Origin of the sequence: Kitasatospora phosalacinea (assembly GCF_000717185.1) — a bacterium.
GTDB lineage: Bacteria > Actinomycetota > Actinomycetes > Streptomycetales > Streptomycetaceae > Kitasatospora > Kitasatospora phosalacinea_A.
In genome coordinates, this window is sequence record NZ_JNYE01000015.1 from 37897 (window position 1) to 53218 (window position 15322).

Annotated in this window: 13 protein-coding genes; 12 read left to right on the plus strand and 1 reads right to left on the minus strand. The window is 74.6% G+C overall.

The genetic code is table 11. The features are described 5' to 3' along the window. Positions 1 to 10 precede the first annotated feature (10 nt). The 7 genes from OO57_RS08775 (at position 11) to OO57_RS08810 (ending at position 9198) form a co-directional block, all read left to right on the plus strand. Positions 11 to 1459 carry a pyridoxal phosphate-dependent decarboxylase family protein gene (locus OO57_RS08775; RefSeq protein ID WP_051776953.1) on the plus strand — a complete coding sequence of 483 codons (1449 nt, stop codon included), beginning with the start codon at positions 11 to 13 and terminating at the stop codon, positions 1457 to 1459. Positions 1460 to 1565: 106 nt separating this feature from the next. Further along, a complete protein-coding gene (locus OO57_RS08780) occupies positions 1566 to 2939 on the plus strand; it encodes a GNAT family N-acetyltransferase (protein ID WP_033251760.1) in 1374 nt (457 codons plus the stop codon). A gap of 305 nt (positions 2940 to 3244) precedes the next feature. After that, the gene (locus OO57_RS08785) at positions 3245 to 4501 is read left to right on the plus strand and encodes a MurT ligase domain-containing protein (RefSeq protein WP_051776955.1); all 1257 of its coding nucleotides are present in this window, start codon (positions 3245 to 3247) and stop codon (positions 4499 to 4501) included. Positions 4502 to 4833: 332 nt separating this feature from the next. Next, positions 4834 to 5559: a type 1 glutamine amidotransferase gene (locus OO57_RS08795; protein WP_033251762.1), complete on the plus strand. Its 726-nt coding sequence runs from the start codon at positions 4834 to 4836 to the stop codon at positions 5557 to 5559. A 336-nt stretch (positions 5560 to 5895) separates the two neighbouring features. Further along, complete coding sequence (locus OO57_RS08800; RefSeq protein WP_033251763.1) at positions 5896 to 6921, plus strand: 6-phosphofructokinase; 1026 nt, start codon at positions 5896 to 5898, stop codon at positions 6919 to 6921. A 72-nt stretch (positions 6922 to 6993) separates the two neighbouring features. Further along, complete coding sequence (locus OO57_RS08805) at positions 6994 to 7989, plus strand: 2-hydroxyacid dehydrogenase (protein WP_033251764.1); 996 nt, start codon at positions 6994 to 6996, stop codon at positions 7987 to 7989. Between the two features lie 252 nt (positions 7990 to 8241). Next, the gene (locus OO57_RS08810) at positions 8242 to 9198 is read left to right on the plus strand and encodes a cytochrome c oxidase assembly protein (protein ID WP_033251814.1); all 957 of its coding nucleotides are present in this window, start codon (positions 8242 to 8244) and stop codon (positions 9196 to 9198) included. A 98-nt stretch (positions 9199 to 9296) separates the two neighbouring features. Here the strand turns inward: OO57_RS08810 and OO57_RS08815 are convergent, their stop codons facing one another. Continuing rightward, the gene (locus OO57_RS08815; protein ID WP_106973936.1) at positions 9297 to 10679 is read right to left on the minus strand and encodes a DUF2254 domain-containing protein; all 1383 of its coding nucleotides are present in this window, start codon (positions 10677 to 10679) and stop codon (positions 9297 to 9299) included. Between the two features lie 145 nt (positions 10680 to 10824). Between OO57_RS08815 and OO57_RS08820 the strand changes: the two genes are divergently transcribed. From OO57_RS08820 to OO57_RS08840, 5 genes are all read left to right on the plus strand, one after another. Next, positions 10825 to 11139, plus strand: a complete 315-nt coding sequence (locus tag OO57_RS08820) for a hypothetical protein (RefSeq protein WP_033251765.1) — start codon at positions 10825 to 10827, stop codon at positions 11137 to 11139. 150 nt (positions 11140 to 11289) lie between these two features. Further along, complete coding sequence (locus OO57_RS08825) at positions 11290 to 11874, plus strand: MarR family winged helix-turn-helix transcriptional regulator (RefSeq protein ID WP_051776957.1); 585 nt, start codon at positions 11290 to 11292, stop codon at positions 11872 to 11874. Positions 11875 to 11972: 98 nt separating this feature from the next. Further along, positions 11973 to 12614 (plus strand): XRE family transcriptional regulator, encoded by a 642-nt coding sequence (locus OO57_RS08830; RefSeq protein WP_081973547.1) that lies wholly within the window; start codon positions 11973 to 11975, stop codon positions 12612 to 12614. Positions 12615 to 13094: 480 nt separating this feature from the next. Further along, positions 13095 to 13949: an alpha/beta fold hydrolase gene (locus OO57_RS08835; RefSeq protein ID WP_051776959.1), complete on the plus strand. Its 855-nt coding sequence runs from the start codon at positions 13095 to 13097 to the stop codon at positions 13947 to 13949. Between the two features lie 189 nt (positions 13950 to 14138). Next, the gene (locus OO57_RS08840; RefSeq protein WP_033251767.1) at positions 14139 to 15218 is read left to right on the plus strand and encodes a hypothetical protein; all 1080 of its coding nucleotides are present in this window, start codon (positions 14139 to 14141) and stop codon (positions 15216 to 15218) included. The last annotated feature ends 104 nt before the right edge of the window (positions 15219 to 15322 follow it).

Consider the following 15322-nt stretch of genomic DNA (forward strand, 5'->3'; position numbering starts at 1 on the left):
TGGGCATACGATGCCCCGTGTGAACGACGACTTCCGCGGGGCCGCACGGGCGGCCGCAGACCTGGTGGCCGACTACCTCGACGCGGTGCCCGGGCGCCCGGTGTGGCAGCCGATGGACCCGGCGGAACGGGCCGCGCTGCTCGACCTCCCGCTGCCCGAGGACGGCGCCGCGCTGGACGAGCTGCTGAGGACCGTCGAGCAGCGGATCATGCCGCACCCGATGGGCAACGGGAGCCCGCGCTTCTTCGGCTGGGTCAACTCCGCCCCGCAGCCCGCCGGGGTGCTCGCCGCCCTGGCCGCGAGCGCGATGAACCCCAGCTCGGCCGGCGGCGACCACGCCGACGTCCACCTGGAGCGCGCCGTGGTGCGCTGGATCGCCGAACTGGTCGGCTTCCCGCACCCGCCCGGCGGCGGCGTCCTCACCTCCGGCACCTCGATGGCCACCATCGTCTGCCTGGCCGCCGCCCGCGGCCGCGCCGCCCGCAAGGCCGGCTGGGACGTCCGCGAGGACGGCCTCGCCGGGATGCCCCCGCTGGTCGGCTACGTCACCGGCGAGGCGCACAGCTGCGTGCGCAAGGCCGCCGAACTGCTCGGCCTCGGCTCCAGGCACCTGCGCACCCTCGCCTCCGACGCCGACGGCCACCTCGTCCCGGACGCCCTGGCGGCCGCGATCGCCGAGGACCGGGCGGCCGGGCGGCTGCCCTTCCTGGTGGTCGCCTCCGCGGGCACCGTCGGCACCGGCGCCGTCGACCCGTTCGAGCCGATCGCCGACCTGGCCGAGCGCGAGGGCCTGTGGTTCCACGTCGACGGCGCGTACGGCGCCTTCGGCGTCCTCGACCCGGCGATCGCGCACCGCTACGCGGGCATGGACCGGGCCGACTCGCTCGCCCTCGACCCGCACAAGTGGCTGGGCGTGCCGGTCGACTGCGGCTGCGCCCTGGTGCGCGACGCCGAGGAGCTGCGCGGCACCTTCAGCCTCGTCCCCTCCTACCTGCGCGACGACGCGGCCGGGGACCTCGGCTGGTTCTCCGAGTACGGCACCGAGCAGACCCGGCCGTTCCGCTCCCTGAAGGTCTGGGCGTCCATCGCCCACCGCGGCCGCTCCGGCGTCGTCCGGGACATCGCGCACTGCACCGCGCAGGCCCGGCAGCTGGGCGAATGGATCGAGCAGGACCCGGAGTTGGAGCTGGTCGCCCCGGTCGAGACCTCCATCGTCGCCTTCCGCCACCGCCCCGCCGGGCTCGACGAGGCCGGGCTGCAGAAGCTCAACTCCCTGCTCCCGGTGGCCGTCCAGCAGCGCGGGCGGGTCTTCGTCACCGGCGCCGTGTACCGGGGCAGCGAGATGCTCCGGGCCTGCCTGCTGAACGCCACCACCACCGAGGCGGACCTGCGGCTGCTGCTGGACGAGGTGAAGTCCGCGGGAGCGGAACTCCTGGACCGGTGCCGTACGTCCAACTGATCGCGGGCGCGGATCAGCGCCGATCCGACGGGGGCCCGCGGAGACATTTACCGTCAGGTCACGGGGGATTCGTGATCGTGAAACAGCGGAGCGCCACCATGCAGGCATGGACAACATGGCGTACACCCACAGCAGAGTCACCGACGAGCGGCAGGAACGGCGGCGGAGCCGGGGGCACCGCTGGCGCAAGGAGACGGTCGAGCTCGCGGCGGTCTTCGCCGCCGTCGCGGCCGCCGACCTGGTCGCCAACGTCGTCGTGCACGGCCACGACGGGCCGGTGCTGCTGGTCGCCTCCGCGGCGGCCATGCTCGCCACCGCGCTGTTCCGCGGCTGGCTCGCCCACCGGCACCCGCACGGGCCGCCCGGCCCGGCCGCACCGCCGGGCGGCGACGCGATGACCCCCGCCGCCCCCGCCGAGGAGCCCACCGTCCTGTGGCGGCTGCGCACCAGCGTCTCCGACGCCCCCGGCAGCCTGGCCCGGGTGTGCACGGCACTGGCCGGGCTGCGGGTCAACATCGTCTCCATGCAGGCGCACCCGCTGCCCGAGCACACCGTCGACGAGTTCATCGTCCGCGCCCCCGCGGCGCTCTCCCGCACCGAGCTCGCCGCGGCCGTCGCGGCCGGCGGCGGCTGGGACATCTGGACCGACCGGGCCGACGCCCACGAGCTCGTGGACGTCCCCCGGCAGGTCCTCGCCCTGGCCACCCGCACCGCCCTGGACGCCGCCGAACTGCCGGTCGCGCTGCGCCAGTTGTTCGGCCGCACCGCCATCCGGCAGTACCCCGGCCGCGGTGACGGCACCCAGGCCGGCCTGGAAGGACACCTGATGCGACTGCCCCTGCCGGGCGGCGACCTGCTCGAACTCTCCCGGCCCCACCTGCCCTTCACCCCCACCGAGTTCGCCCGCGCCCGCGCCCTGGTCGAGCTCGACACCGTCCTCGGCCCGCGCGTCCCGGCCGTCGCCGCCCGGATCGACCACCTGGACGGCGCCGCGCTCACCGTCCGCCGCGCCACCCCCGAGGACAAGCCCGCCGCCCTGGCCATGCACGCCCGCTGCTCCGCGGAGTCGCTGCGCCGCCGCTACCACGGCCCGGTCAAGGACGCCGACCGCTACCTCGACCACCTGCTCGACCACCGCCACGGCCAGACCCTCGCCGTCGAGACCGCCGACGGGCGCCTGGTGGCCCTCGCCCACCTGATGTGGGACGACGAGGGCGCGGAGATCGCCCTGCTGGTCGAGGACGCCTGGCAGCGCCGCGGCCTGGGCGTCGACCTGGTCCGCCGGATGGCCGCCCTCGCCCTGGAGGCGGGCGTGCGCACCGTCTACGCCGTCACCACCGCCGCCAACACCGGGTTGGTCTCCACCATGCGGCGGCTCTCCGCCCCGCTGGACTACCAGGTCGAGGACGGCACCCTGGTCATCACCGCCCACCTCGCCGAGGCCACCGAGAAGCTCCCGGCCCCCTGGCCGGCCCGCTAGGGGCCCGGGGAACGGCGGGTCCGTGCTGCTGACGGCCCGGGGCCGATCGAGGGTTCGTGCTGCTGCGGGTCTCGAACGGAACCGGAAGCAGACGCGCGCAACGGCAGTGCACCCCCGGCAGACCCGGCTCGCCGTTCCCCGAGCCCCTGGCTTCGCTCTTCCTCCCCTCGGCCCAAGGGCTCACGCGGCAGCTTGTCGCCCCTGCTCAAGTGTGCGGGCGGGAGTCGGTAGGCTGGCCCCGACCCCGCCGCCCGTGGGTCGTCGAACGGCCCGGGCGGTGCCGCAGCAAGGAGGAACCCCTGAGCATGCCAGGCACCGATTCGGAAGCCCCGCGCGACGCCTCGCTGCCCGCCCGCGCGAAGATCGCCGTGACGGCCGGCAAGATGGCCGCCGCGCTGTCCCAGAAGGCGGGCCGCGGCAGTGGCTCGGTGATCGGCGGCAAGGTCGCGCTCAAGCTCGACCCGGACCTGCTGGCGACCCTCACCGAGCACCTGGACGTGGTCCTGGTCAGCGCCACCAACGGCAAGACCACCACCACCCGGCTGATCGCCGAGGCGCTGCGGGCGGCGGGCCCGGTGGTCTCCAACGCGCTGGGCGCGAACATGCCGGCCGGCATCACCGGTGCGCTGGCCAACAGCACCAGCGCCCGCTTCGGCGTGATCGAGGTGGACGAGAAGTACCTGCCGATGGTCGCCCGGGACACCCGGCCGAAGGCCATAGCGCTGCTGAACCTCTCCCGCGACCAGCTGGACCGCGCGGCGGAGACCCGGATGATGGCCGAGAAGTGGCGCGAGGGCCTCAAGGACACCGACGCGGTGATCATCGCGAACGCGGACGACCCGCTGGTGACCTGGGCCGCCTCGTCCTGCAAGAAGGTGGTCTGGGTGGCCGCCGGGCAGGCGTGGAAGGAGGACGCCTGGTCGTGCCCGTCCTGCGGCGGCGTGATGCAGCGCCCCGGTGACGACTGGTTCTGCGGCGAGTGCGGCTTCCGCCGCCCGAACCCGCACTGGGCGCTCCAGGGCACCCACGTGATCGACCCGCACCGCGGTGCCTGGCCGATCCAGCTCCAGCTGCCGGGCCGCGCCAACCTGGCGAACGCCACCAGCTCGGCCGCCGTCGCGGCGGTCTTCGGGGTGGCCCCGCAGGTCGCGCTGCAGCGGATGCAGTCGGTGGCCGCGGTCGCGGGCCGCTACGACGTGGTGCAGTACCGCGGCCGGGACATCCGGCTGCTGCTGGCGAAGAACCCGGCCGGCTGGCTGGAGACCTTCTCGCTGATCGACGGGCCGCCCGCGCCGGTGGTCCTGTCGGTGAACGCGCTGGACGCCGACGGCACCGACACCTCCTGGCTGTGGGACGTCGACTACGAGCGCCTCGCCGGGCACCCGATCTTCGTGATGGGTCAGCGCAGGCTCGACCTCGCGGTCCGCCTGGAGGTCGCCAACCTGCAGTTCCAGGTGGTCGACTCGCTCGCCCAGGCGGTGGACGCCGCCCCGGGCGGCCGGATCGAGGCCATCGCCAACTACACCGCCTTCCAGCAGCTCCGCAAGGCCGTGGTGGCCTGATGAGCGACCAGTACTACGGGCAGCAGCAGCCGCAGTTCGGCGAGCAGGGCCAGGGCGGCTACGGGCAGCAGCCCCCTCAGCAACAGCAGCAGTACGGCGACCAGCAGTACGGCCAGTACGAGCACCAGCACCAGCAGCCGCAGCACCAGCAGTACGGCCAGCAGCAGTACGGCAGCCCGTACGAGCAGCAGCAGCCGCCGCAGCACCAGCAGCCGCAGCAGCCGCAGTACGGCGACCCGCAGCAGCAGCACCGGCAGCAGCAGCACCAGCAGTACGGCGGGGACGCTCCGCAGCAGCCCGCGCCCCAGCAGCAGTTCGGGAGGTCTTCGAGGATGAGCGAGAGCAGCCTGCGGGTGGTCTGGGTGTACCCGGACCTGCTGTCGACGTACGGCGACCGCGGCAACGCGCTGGTGGTGGAGCGGCGGGCGCGGCAGCGCGGCCTCGGGGTGCAGCGGATCGACGTGCGCTCGGACCAGTCGGTGCCGACCAGCGGCGACATCTACCTGATCGGCGGCGGTGAGGACCGTCCGCAGCGGCTGGCGGCGGAGCGGCTGCGCAACGACGGCGGGCTGGTCCGGGCGGCCGAGAACGGCGCGATCATCTTCTCGGTCTGCGCGGGCTTCCAGATCCTGGGCCACGAGTTCATCAACGACCTGGGCGAGCGCGAGCCGGGCCTGGGCCTGCTGGACGTGTGGACGGTCCGCGGCGAGGGCGCGCGCTGCGTCGGCGACGTGCTGGCGGACGTGAACCCGCAGCTGAACCTGCCGCAGCTGACCGGTTTCGAGAACCACCAGGGCGTCACCCACCTCGGCGAGGGCGTCAGCCCGCTCGCCACCGTGCAGGTCGGCCGGGGCAACGGCACCGGCGACGGCACCGAGGGCGCCTGGCGCGACACCGTGTTCGGCACCTACCTGCACGGCCCGGTGATGGCCCGCAACCCCGCCGTCGCCGACCTGCTGATCAAGCTGGCGCTGGACGTGAACGCGCTGCCGCCCGCCGACACCACCTGGTACGACGAGCTGCGCGCCGAGCGGATCGCCGCGGCCCGCCCCGCGTAGCGGGCCCCGCACCCCGCACAGCGGGCCCCGCAGCGCCTCGGCGCGCGTTCACCCGCGCGTCATCCGAGGTCACGGCGGTGGACGGCTGACCGCCATGTGGTCAGCCGTCCCACCGCGGGACAACTTCATAGGAGAATAGGAGAGCCCGGGCGCAACACCCTCCTCGGCGGTCGGGTCGCAGTTACGTGTGGTGCGTCGAGGAAGCCGCCCCCGCGTCGGTTTCGGCTCGGCCGGACGCAGGAACCGTATGCTGTGCAGCAGGTCAGTTTCGGGCCGCGCGTCCGATTCCCACCCACCAGTCCGGCCGTCCGATCCTGCTCGGGAGTTGGCAAAGCAATGCGTATTGGTGTCCTGACCAGCGGCGGTGACTGCCCCGGCCTGAACGCCGTCATCCGTTCCGTGGTCCACCGGGGGGTGGTCGACCACGGCGACGAGATCATCGGCTTCGAGGACGGCTGGCGCGGTCTCCTTGAGGGCGTGCACCGCCCGCTGACGCTCGACTCGGTGGGTGGGATCCTCGCCCAGGGCGGCACGATCCTGGGTTCCTCCCGGGTGCAGCCGAGCCACCTGCGCGACGGCGTGGAGCGCGCCAAGCAGCACTGTGCGGACCTGGGCATCGACGCGGTCATCCCGATCGGCGGCGAGGGCACCCTGAAGGCCGCGAAGCTGATGAGCGACGCGGGCCTGCCGGTGGTCGGCGTGCCGAAGACCATCGACAACGACATCGCCTGCACCGACGTCACCTTCGGCTTCGACACCGCCGTCTCGGTGGCCACCGAGGCGCTGGACCGGCTGAAGACCACCGCCGAGTCGCACCAGCGCGTCATGGTCGTCGAGGTGATGGGCCGGCACACCGGCTGGATCGCGCTGAACGCGGGCATGGCGGCCGGTGCGCACGCCATCATCGTGCCGGAGCGGCCGTTCCACATCGACAAGCTGACCGAGGTCGTGCGCGAGCGCTTCGACCGGCAGAAGAAGTTCGCGATCGTGGTCTGCGCCGAGGGCGCGAAGCCCGAACCCGGCACCATGCCGTGGGAGGAAGGCACCAAGGACATGTACGGCCACGAGCGCTTCACCGGCATCGCCACCCAGCTCTCCCGCGAGCTGGAGCACCGCCTCGGCAAGGAGGCCCGTCCGGTGATCCTGGGCCACACCCAGCGCGGCGGCACCCCGACCGCGTACGACCGCGTCCTGGCCACCCGCTTCGGCTGGCACGCGGTGGAGGCCGCCCACAAGGGCGCCTTCGGCCACATCACGGCGCTGCAGGGCACCGAGATCAAGCTGGTGCCGCTGGGCGAGGCCGTGGCCGAGCTGAAGACCGTCCCGGCGGAGCGCTACCGGGAGGCCGAGACCGTCATCTGACGGCCCGCCACCGCCCCGCCCAGGGGGCGCGTCGCGGCCCGCCGCGCGCGCCCCCGGCGATAGCCTCACCGCATGGAGATCCTCGCGTACGGCGTCCAGTCCGACGAGCGCCCACTGCTCGACGCCGCCCTGGAGCGGCACCAGTTGCGCATGCTGGACGTCTTCCTCACCGCCGACACCGCCCCGCTGGCCGCCGGGTTCCCGGTCGTCTCCAGCAGCGTCAACGACGCGCTGGACGCGGAGGTGCTCTCGCTGCTCGCGGCGGGCGGCACCCAACTGGTCGCCCAGCGCTCCACCGGCTTCAACAACATCGACCTGAACGCCGCCGCGAAGCTCGGCCTGACCGTGGCCCGGGTCTCGTACTACTCCCCGTTCTCGGTGGCCGAGCACGCCTGGACGCTCGCGCTGGCCGTGAACCGGCGGCTGATCCGCTCGGTGAACCGCTCCCGCGAGTTCGACTTCCGGCTGGACGGCCTGATGGGCCGCGACATCCACGGCATGACCGTCGGCGTGCTGGGCACCGGCAAGATCGGCGAGTGCTTCGCCCGGATCGCGGCCGGTTTCGGCACGACCCTGCTGGGCTGGGACGTCGCGCCGAACCCGGAGTGCGAGGCGCTCGGGATGCAGTACGTGGGCAAGGAGGAGCTGCTCTCCCGCAGCGACCTGGTCTCGCTGCACGTCCCGCTGCTGGACTCCACCCACCACGTGGTCGACCGCGAGGCGCTGGCCCTGATGAAGGACGACGCGATCCTGGTCAACTCCTCCCGCGGCGGCCTGGTCGACGCCACCGCCCTGGTCGAGACGCTGCGTGCCGGGCGGCTGGCCGGCGTCGGGCTGGACGTGTACGAGGAGGAGGCCGACGTGTTCTTCACCGACCGCTCCGCGCAGGGCATCGCCGACGACACGCTGGCCCGGCTGATCAGCTTCCCGCAGGTCCTGGTCACCTCGCACCAGGCGTACTTCACCCGCACCGCGGTCGGCCAGATCATCGACGCCACCGCCCGCAACGTGGACGACTTCGCGCAGGGCCGCACCAACGAGAACACCCTGGTGCCGCAGGGCGGCTGAGCGTTCCCGCCGGAGGGGGTGGGGGCGCGGGGGCCGGTCACCGGAGCGGCCGGCGCCGACGGGAACGCTGCCGTCCCGGGGGCACCGGCCGGGTCGGCGTAAGCGCCGCCTAGGCTTGGTCCGAACGAAACCGGACCAAACCGGACCGGGCCAACACCGGACCACACCGGACCACCGGCACCGCGGCGCGCCCGCGGCACCGGTGGGCATGGACGAAAGCGGGGCCGCCCGATGGGCGACGGCATGACGGGGATGCACCACCACGGAGGCGGACCGCTCCCCCCCTTCTCCTTCTCCCGCGCCCTGGAGTGGTCGCCGGACTGGCCCTACCTGGTGTTCTGCGCGCTCGCCCTCGGCCTGTACCTGGCGGGGGCGGTCCGGCTGTGGCGGCGCGGCGACAAGTGGCCGGTCGGCCGGTCGGTCGCCTGGACGGCGGGCGTCGGCACGGTGCTGTTGGTCACCAACACCGGCCTGAACGACTACGGCATGGTGCTGTTCAGCGCGCACATGATGCAGCACATGGTGCTCTCCATGCTCTCCCCGATCCTGCTGCTGCTGGGCGCCCCGATCACCCTCGCGCTGCGCGCCCTGCGCCCGGCCCGCAAGGGCAGCGGCAGGGGCCCGCGCGAACTGCTGGTCGCCCTGCTGCACTCCACGTACGTCCGGATCGTCTCGCACCCGGCGTTCACCATCCCGGCGTTCATCGCCAGCCTGTACGTGCTGTACTTCACGCCGCTGTTCGACTTCCTGATGCAGTACCGAATCGGGCACCTGGCGATGATGCTGCACTTCCTCGCCGTCGGCATGCTGTTCTTCTGGCCGATCATGGGCGTCGACCCGGGCCCGCACCGCCCCGGTTTCGTGATGCGGATCATCGAGCTGTTCATGGGCATGCCGTTCCACGCCTTCTTCGGCGTCGCGGTGATGATGGCCTCCGGGCAGCTGGTCTCCACCTTCAGCTCCGCGTCGGCGCCGCCGGGCACGAACCTGCACGACGACCAGCAGCTGGCGGGCGGCATCACCTGGGCGTTCGGCGAGATCCCCACCGCGATCGTGCTGATCGCGCTGACCCTGCAGTGGGCCAAGTCCGAGGAGCGGCAGGCCCGCCGCCGCGACCGGGCCGCCGACCGGGACGGCGACGCCGAGCTGGAGGCGTACAACCGGTACCTGGCCTCGCTGGACCGGAGGGCCGACCGGGCCGCCGGATGAGTGCCCCCCGTGTGACCGACCGCCCGAACGGCTTGCCGTTCGGGCGGTTCGCGTTCGTCCCGCATCCGTGCCGCACGCGGTGGGTCCGGCGGGGCCGGTCAGCCGATGCCCTGGCGGTCGGGGGTCAGGGCGAAGACGCGGTTGTCCTCGTCGTGGACGGACCCGGCGACGGCCCGTTCCAGGAGTCGGCGCTGGAGCAGCAGCGGGGCGCGGCGCTGCTCGGGGGTGATCCGCAGCAGGTCGTCGAGGGCGGCGGCGAGGCGGCGGGTGACCTGGGGCTGTCCGGCGCCGCAGATCCGGACCTCGGTGAACGCCAGGTCGACGGTGGCCTCCCAGCCCGGCACCGGCTGGACCAGCCGGACCGCGCCGTCCTTGTCGCGGTGGCGCAGCTCGCCGAGGTGGACGGGGGCGAGGACGGCGAGCAGCTGGTGGATCCGGTCGACGGCCTGGACGGCGGTGGTGGGGTCGTTGACGGCCGGGGACAGGGCCCGGACGGCGATGTCGACGAGCTGGCGGAAGCCGAAGCTGAGGTCCTGGTGCATGGTGCGGTCGACGCCGACGTTCAGCGCGGTGGTGATCCGGCGCGGCCGGGGCGCGCTGCCGCCGACCACGACCACGGTCGGGGTGCCGGGCGCGATGAAGTCGCCGATCCGCGGCACCTGGTGCAGCACCGCGTCGTGCCGCCGGGCGACCCGGATCAGCCAGCGGATGTTGACGTCGCGCAGGACGCCGCCGCGCCCCTCGTGCAGCAGCGTCGGCCCGGACGGGACGTCGCCGGGCGTCGGGCCGACCTCGGGGGCCAGCCAGCGGTAGTCCTGCAGCACCTGCAGGGACTCCCGGGTGACCCGGTCGATCACGTGCGGGACGCGCAGCAGGCGCATGGTCGCCTGCACGTACAGCACGAACAGGGCCAGGCTGAGCATCACCATGGCGAGCGCGACGACCGTCGAGACGACCGGCACGGAGACGGCGCGGGACGGGTCGTCGGTGTCGTCGTAGCCGAGCTGGACGAGCAGGGTGTAGACGAAGGTGGCCAGGCAGGTCGCGAAGGTCGCCTTGATCAGGCGGCTGCGCACGTACAGGCGCAGCACCCGGGGGCTGAACTGGCTGGCGGCCATCTGCAGCGAGACCAGCGAGATCGAGAAGACCACGCCGATGAAGGTCAGCATCGCCGAACTGACAGTGGAGACCACGCTCTTGGCGGCCGAGCTGAACGACAGCAGGGTGTCGGCGGTCTGCGCGGCGGAGGCCTCGGCGAAGATCTCGCGGTCCAGCAGGTCGGTCAGGCCCGCCAGCAGCACCGCCCCGACGCAGGTCAGCAGCGGGGCGAACCAGAACGCCTCGCGCAGGTGCTCGCGCAGCGGCGACAGGGCCCGGTAGCGGGGCCTCCGGCGCTTGCTGCCGGGCCGCTTCTCGCCGTGGCCGCCGGGCCGCTTCTCGCCGTGGCCGCTGTCCCACCCGCCGTCCCGACCGCTGCTCATCGGGCCAGGCTAGCGGCGGGTGGGGGCGGCGCCCGGGAGGGACGCGGGGCGGCGGGGACCTTTCGCGGCGGATGCGAAGATCCGGAAACGGGTAGATCGCACGGAGGGGGCGGCGTCCGGCCGTCCGCGGCGGAGAGGAGCGGGTGTGGACGCCGAGCTGCAGAAGGTCGTCACCGGGCTGGAGGAGACGCGGGAGAAGCTCCGGAGCGAAGTGGCCGCCCCGCTGCGGGCGGGCCGGGACAGGTTCCCGGAGGCGGACGAGCACCTCCTGCTGGGGGCGCTGGCGGCCATGGTGGAGTCGCTGGAGGAGATCGCGCTGGTCGCCGTCGAGCGCCGGAGCACCCACTTCACCGCGGGGCCCGCGCACGTGGCGCACGGCCACCTCGGGAGCGCCGCGGAGCGGCTGCGCGAGGCCGAGCGACAGGCCGGACGGCAGGCCGAGCGGCAGGCGGGGCGATAGGCCGGGCGACAGGCCGGGCAGAACGCCTGACACCGCCCCCGTACGCCTCCCTCCCCCGCGACGAGCGTGGTGCGGGTCACTGCGTCCCCCGCCGCGACGGCTGCTACGTTTAGTGCTAAATGCAGCTCAGGAGCAGCAGGAGGCAACCCCATGGCCGAAACCGGGGCGGGGACCGGAGCCGGGAGCGGGGGCCGGGGCGAGGGGGGCGGGCTGTCCGCGGAGGACCTGGCGGGGCGTTCGGCGGCGGCGATCGCCGCCGCGTGGCAGCGGGAGCGGCCGGGGGTGCCGACCGACTCGATCGAGATCGTCACGCCGATCTGGCGGCTGGCCAAGCTCTTCGCGGACGACCGCAACCGGGTGCTGCGGGCCGCCGGGATCGACGCGGCGACGCTCGACCTGCTCGCGGTGCTGCGCCGCTCCGGCCCCCCGTACGAGCTGACGACCCGCGAACTGACCCGGCGGACCCTGGTCACCGCGGGCGCCGTCTCGCAGCGGGTGGCCCGGGCCGAGCGGGAGGGACTGGTCCGCCGCTCCCCCGACCCGGCGGGCGGGCGGGCCGTCCTGGTCGCCCTCACCCCGGACGGGCACGCGCTCGTCGAACGCTCGGTGGACGCCGTCCTGGGCCGGGAGTCGGACCTGGTCACCGGCCTGTCCCCGGCCGAACGCGGGCAGCTCGCCGGACTGCTGGACCGCCTGCTCACCGACCTGCACGGGCGGATCGGCCCGAGCGACTGACCGCCGCAGGGCCCCGGGGCCGGCCGGGTCCGGTGGTGCGGGCGGTTCCGCCGGGCCCTTCGCGGTGCGGGCGTTCCGCCTCTGCAACGATGGGCCGCATGCGAGCAGCGGATCGGCCGGACGCGCCGGGCACAGCAGGCGTGGCGGGTGCGGCCAGCGCCGGACTCTCGGCGCGGATCGGGTTGCGGCTGCGCGAGTTGCGCGCCTCCCGCGGGCTCTCGCTCTCGGAGCTGGCGCGGCGTTCGGGCGTCGGCAAGGCCACCCTGTCGGGGCTGGAGTCGGGCACCCGCAATCCGACGCTGGAGACGCTGTACGCGCTGACGACCGCGCTGGGCCTGCCGCTGAGCGCCGTGCTGCAGGACTCCGGGCGGGCGGCCGGGCCCGAGGTGTCGGGGCGGGCGGCCGGGCCCGAGGTGTCGGGGCGGACGGCCGGGCCCGAGGTGTCGGGGCGGGTGCTGGACGCCGTGCTGCTGGAGCGGTTCGAGGACGCGGCGGCGGTGTCGGAGACGTACCGGGTCCGGATCCGGCCGGGCGGGGTGCAGCGTTCCGCGGCGCACCCGCCGGGGACGGTGGAGCACCTGGTCGTCCTGTCGGGCACCGCCCTGGTGGGCGCGGAGTCCTCGCCCGTGCCGGTCGCCGCGGGCGGGCACCACACCTGGGCGGCGGACGTCCCGCACCGCTACGAGGCGGTCGGGGCGGGCGTCGAGGCGGTGCTGGTGATCCGCCACCCGCACGGCTGAGCGGGCGGTGACGGGCCGTCAGACCACCGGCGGCCGGGGCGGGGCCGGGGCCTCGGTCGGACCAGGCGGTGCAGCTCTCGGCGTTCGTGGCGAGGGGGAGGCCCGGGGTCTGTTCCCGGGCCGCGCCGGGCGGGAGGAAGGCGGCCGGGGCGGCCGGGGCGTGCGGGACGCGGTCGGCGGCGACGGGGCGGTCTGCGTGGGCGGGACGGTCTGCGTGGGCGGGACGGACGAGGTGGCGGCCGGCGTGATCGCCGCCCAGAGCCCGAGGAGAGTCCGTCGTCTCATCGTGTTCATCGTGCCTCCTGCGTACGGTGGTTGGGCTTCCCCCGTGGCGGCGTGCCGGTTCGGCCGCCGCGTACGCCCGCCGGAGGATCCGGGCCCGCCGGGTGGCTCCCCGTTGATCACGGGCGGTCGGCGTGCCATCCTCTGCGCTCCGGAACGTCGCTGCCGCGGCGGCCGGATCCGACGGAGGGGGAACGGGTGACGAGCGGGGGCCGGACAGCGCGGACGGTGGTGCGCGGGGACGTCGAACTGCACTGCCGGGACTGGGCGGGCGCCGCGGACCGGCGTCCGGTGCTGCTGCTGCACGGGCTGGCCGGGCACGCGGGCGAGTGGGACGCGCTGGCCGCGGCGCTGGCCCCCGGACGCCGGGTGGTGGCCTTCGACCAGCGCGGGCACGGGCGTTCCACCCGCCGCCCCGCGCACGTCGACCGGGCCGCGTACGTCGCCGACGTGCTCGCCGTCGCGGACCGCCTCGGGCTGGAACGGCCGCTGCTGGTCGGGCAGTCGCTCGGCGGCCACACCGCGCTGCTGGCCGCCGCCGCGCACCCGGGCCGGTTCGGCGCGCTGGTGCTGGTCGAGGCCGCCGCCGGGCGCGCCGAGGACGCTCCCGCGCAGATCGGCAACCTGCTGGGCGGGTGGCCGCTGCCCTTCCCGGACCGGGCCGCGGCCGTCGGGTTCTTCAGCGGCGGCCCGGGCGGCGAGAGCTGGGCGGACGGTCTGGAGCGGCGCCCGGACGGCTGGTGGCCGCGCTTCGACACCGAGGTGATGGTCGCTTCGATGGCTCCGCTCGCCGCCCGCGACCACTGGGAGGACTGGGCCGCACTGACCTGTCCGACCCTGCTGGTGCTCGGGCAGCACGGCATCATCCCGCCCGCCGAGGCCGACCGGATGCTGGCGCTGCGCCCCGAGGTCCGCGCGGCCAGCCTGCTGGGCGCCGGGCACGACGTGCACCTGGAGCGGCCGGGCGAACTGCACCGGCTGATCGGCGAGTTCCTGGAGGAGTTGGAGGAGGAGCCGGAGGAGCTGGAAGGGCCGGAGGAGCTGGAAGGCTGACCCCCGTAGTCCGCTCTCCCCGGGGCGGCGGCCGGTGGCGCGCAGTGGGCGGGCAGCGGGCGGGTAGCGGGCGGGTAGCGGGCGGGGAGGAGCACGGTCGCCGAACTCGTGGCCGAGGCACCCGGGTTGACGGTACCGGTCCCGGCACGACCAGGTGTGTTCGGGTCGGCGGGCTGGCAGGATGCCGGGATGGACGAGATCATCCGCGCCGCGGGCGCACTGCTGGGTCAGCCCCTCCGGTACCCCGTCGATCTCGGCGGGAGTCCGCGGAGCACCGTGCTGCGCTGCCGGACGGCCACCGGCGGGAGCGTGATCCTCAAGGCGTTCGCCGACGGGCCCGAGGCGCGGCGCGCGTACGCCGGCGAGCGGGCCGGGCTCTCGCTCGGCCTGGCCGGGCCGGAGTTGCTCGCCGCGGACCACGAGCGGCGGTTGCTGGTGATGGCCGACCTGGGGGACGCGCCCACACTGGCGGACCTGCTGCTGGGCACCGATCCGAAGGCCGCAGAGGGCGGCCTGCTGGAGTGGGCCCGCGGCCTGGGGCGGCTGGCGGCCCGTTCGGTGCCGCGGCGCGCCGAGTTCGCGGCCCTCTGGCAGCAGTACGGCCGGGGTCTGCCGAGCTGGGAGGACGAGCCGTGGCAGCGGCAGAACGCCGACGCCTTCCTCGACCTGCTCGCCGAGTGCGGCCTGACCGCCCCGCCCGGGCTGGCCGACGAGCTCACCGCCGTCGGCACCGCGGACGGCGAGCGGTACCCCGGCTTCACTCCGGGGGACACCTGCCCCGACAACAACCTGCTCACCCCGGAGGGCCTGCGGCTGCTCGACTTCGAGGCGGCCGGCTACCAGTCGGTCTTCCTGACCGCCGCCTACTGCCGGATGCCGTTCTCCAGCTGCTGGTGCGTCTACCGGCTGCCGGCCGACCTGGCCCGGCGGGTCGAGGAGTCCTACCGGTCCGAGGTGGTGACGCCGTACCCCGACCTGGCCGAGGAGGGGCTCTGGCAGGCCGGGACGGCCCGGGCCGCGGTGGTCTGGACGGTCGACTCGACGCTGCACCTGCTGCGCCGCGCGCTGCCCGAGGACGGGCCGATGCACCGCACCCGCCGACCGGTGCCCACCCGCCGCCAGGTGCTGCGGCACCGCTGGACGCACGCACTCGGGCTGACGGAGTACCCGGCGTTCACCGCGACCGTGCGGCTCCTGCTCTCCGAGCTCGCCACGGGGTGGGACGTGCCCGAGCTGCCCGGCTACCCGGCGTTCCGCTCGGTCGGGTGACGGTCCGGCGAAGGTCCGGTGACGGCGGGGGCGGCGGGGGCGGCGGCGTGTCGCGCACCGCCGTCACGCAGCACCGCCGTCACGCAGCACCGCCGTCATGCAGC

Bases quoted from the DNA above. Each gene is read 5' to 3' on its own strand.
- OO57_RS08775 (WP_051776953.1), top strand. From the start codon at position 11: ATGCCCCGTGTGAACGACGACTTCCGCGGGGCCGCACGGGCGGCCGCA.
- OO57_RS08780 (WP_033251760.1), top strand. From the start codon at position 1,566: ATGGACAACATGGCGTACACCCACAGCAGAGTCACCGACGAGCGGCAG.
- OO57_RS08785 (WP_051776955.1), top strand. From the start codon at position 3,245: ATGCCAGGCACCGATTCGGAAGCCCCGCGCGACGCCTCGCTGCCCGCC.
- OO57_RS08795 (WP_033251762.1), top strand. From the start codon at position 4,834: ATGAGCGAGAGCAGCCTGCGGGTGGTCTGGGTGTACCCGGACCTGCTG.
- OO57_RS08800 (WP_033251763.1), top strand. From the start codon at position 5,896: ATGCGTATTGGTGTCCTGACCAGCGGCGGTGACTGCCCCGGCCTGAAC.
- OO57_RS08805 (WP_033251764.1), top strand. From the start codon at position 6,994: ATGGAGATCCTCGCGTACGGCGTCCAGTCCGACGAGCGCCCACTGCTC.
- OO57_RS08810 (WP_033251814.1), top strand. From the start codon at position 8,242: ATGCACCACCACGGAGGCGGACCGCTCCCCCCCTTCTCCTTCTCCCGC.
- OO57_RS08815 (WP_106973936.1), bottom strand. From the start codon at position 10,679: ATGAGCAGCGGTCGGGACGGCGGGTGGGACAGCGGCCACGGCGAGAAG.
- OO57_RS08825 (WP_051776957.1), top strand. From the start codon at position 11,290: ATGGCCGAAACCGGGGCGGGGACCGGAGCCGGGAGCGGGGGCCGGGGC.
- OO57_RS08830 (WP_081973547.1), top strand. From the start codon at position 11,973: ATGCGAGCAGCGGATCGGCCGGACGCGCCGGGCACAGCAGGCGTGGCG.
- OO57_RS08840 (WP_033251767.1), top strand. From the start codon at position 14,139: ATGGACGAGATCATCCGCGCCGCGGGCGCACTGCTGGGTCAGCCCCTC.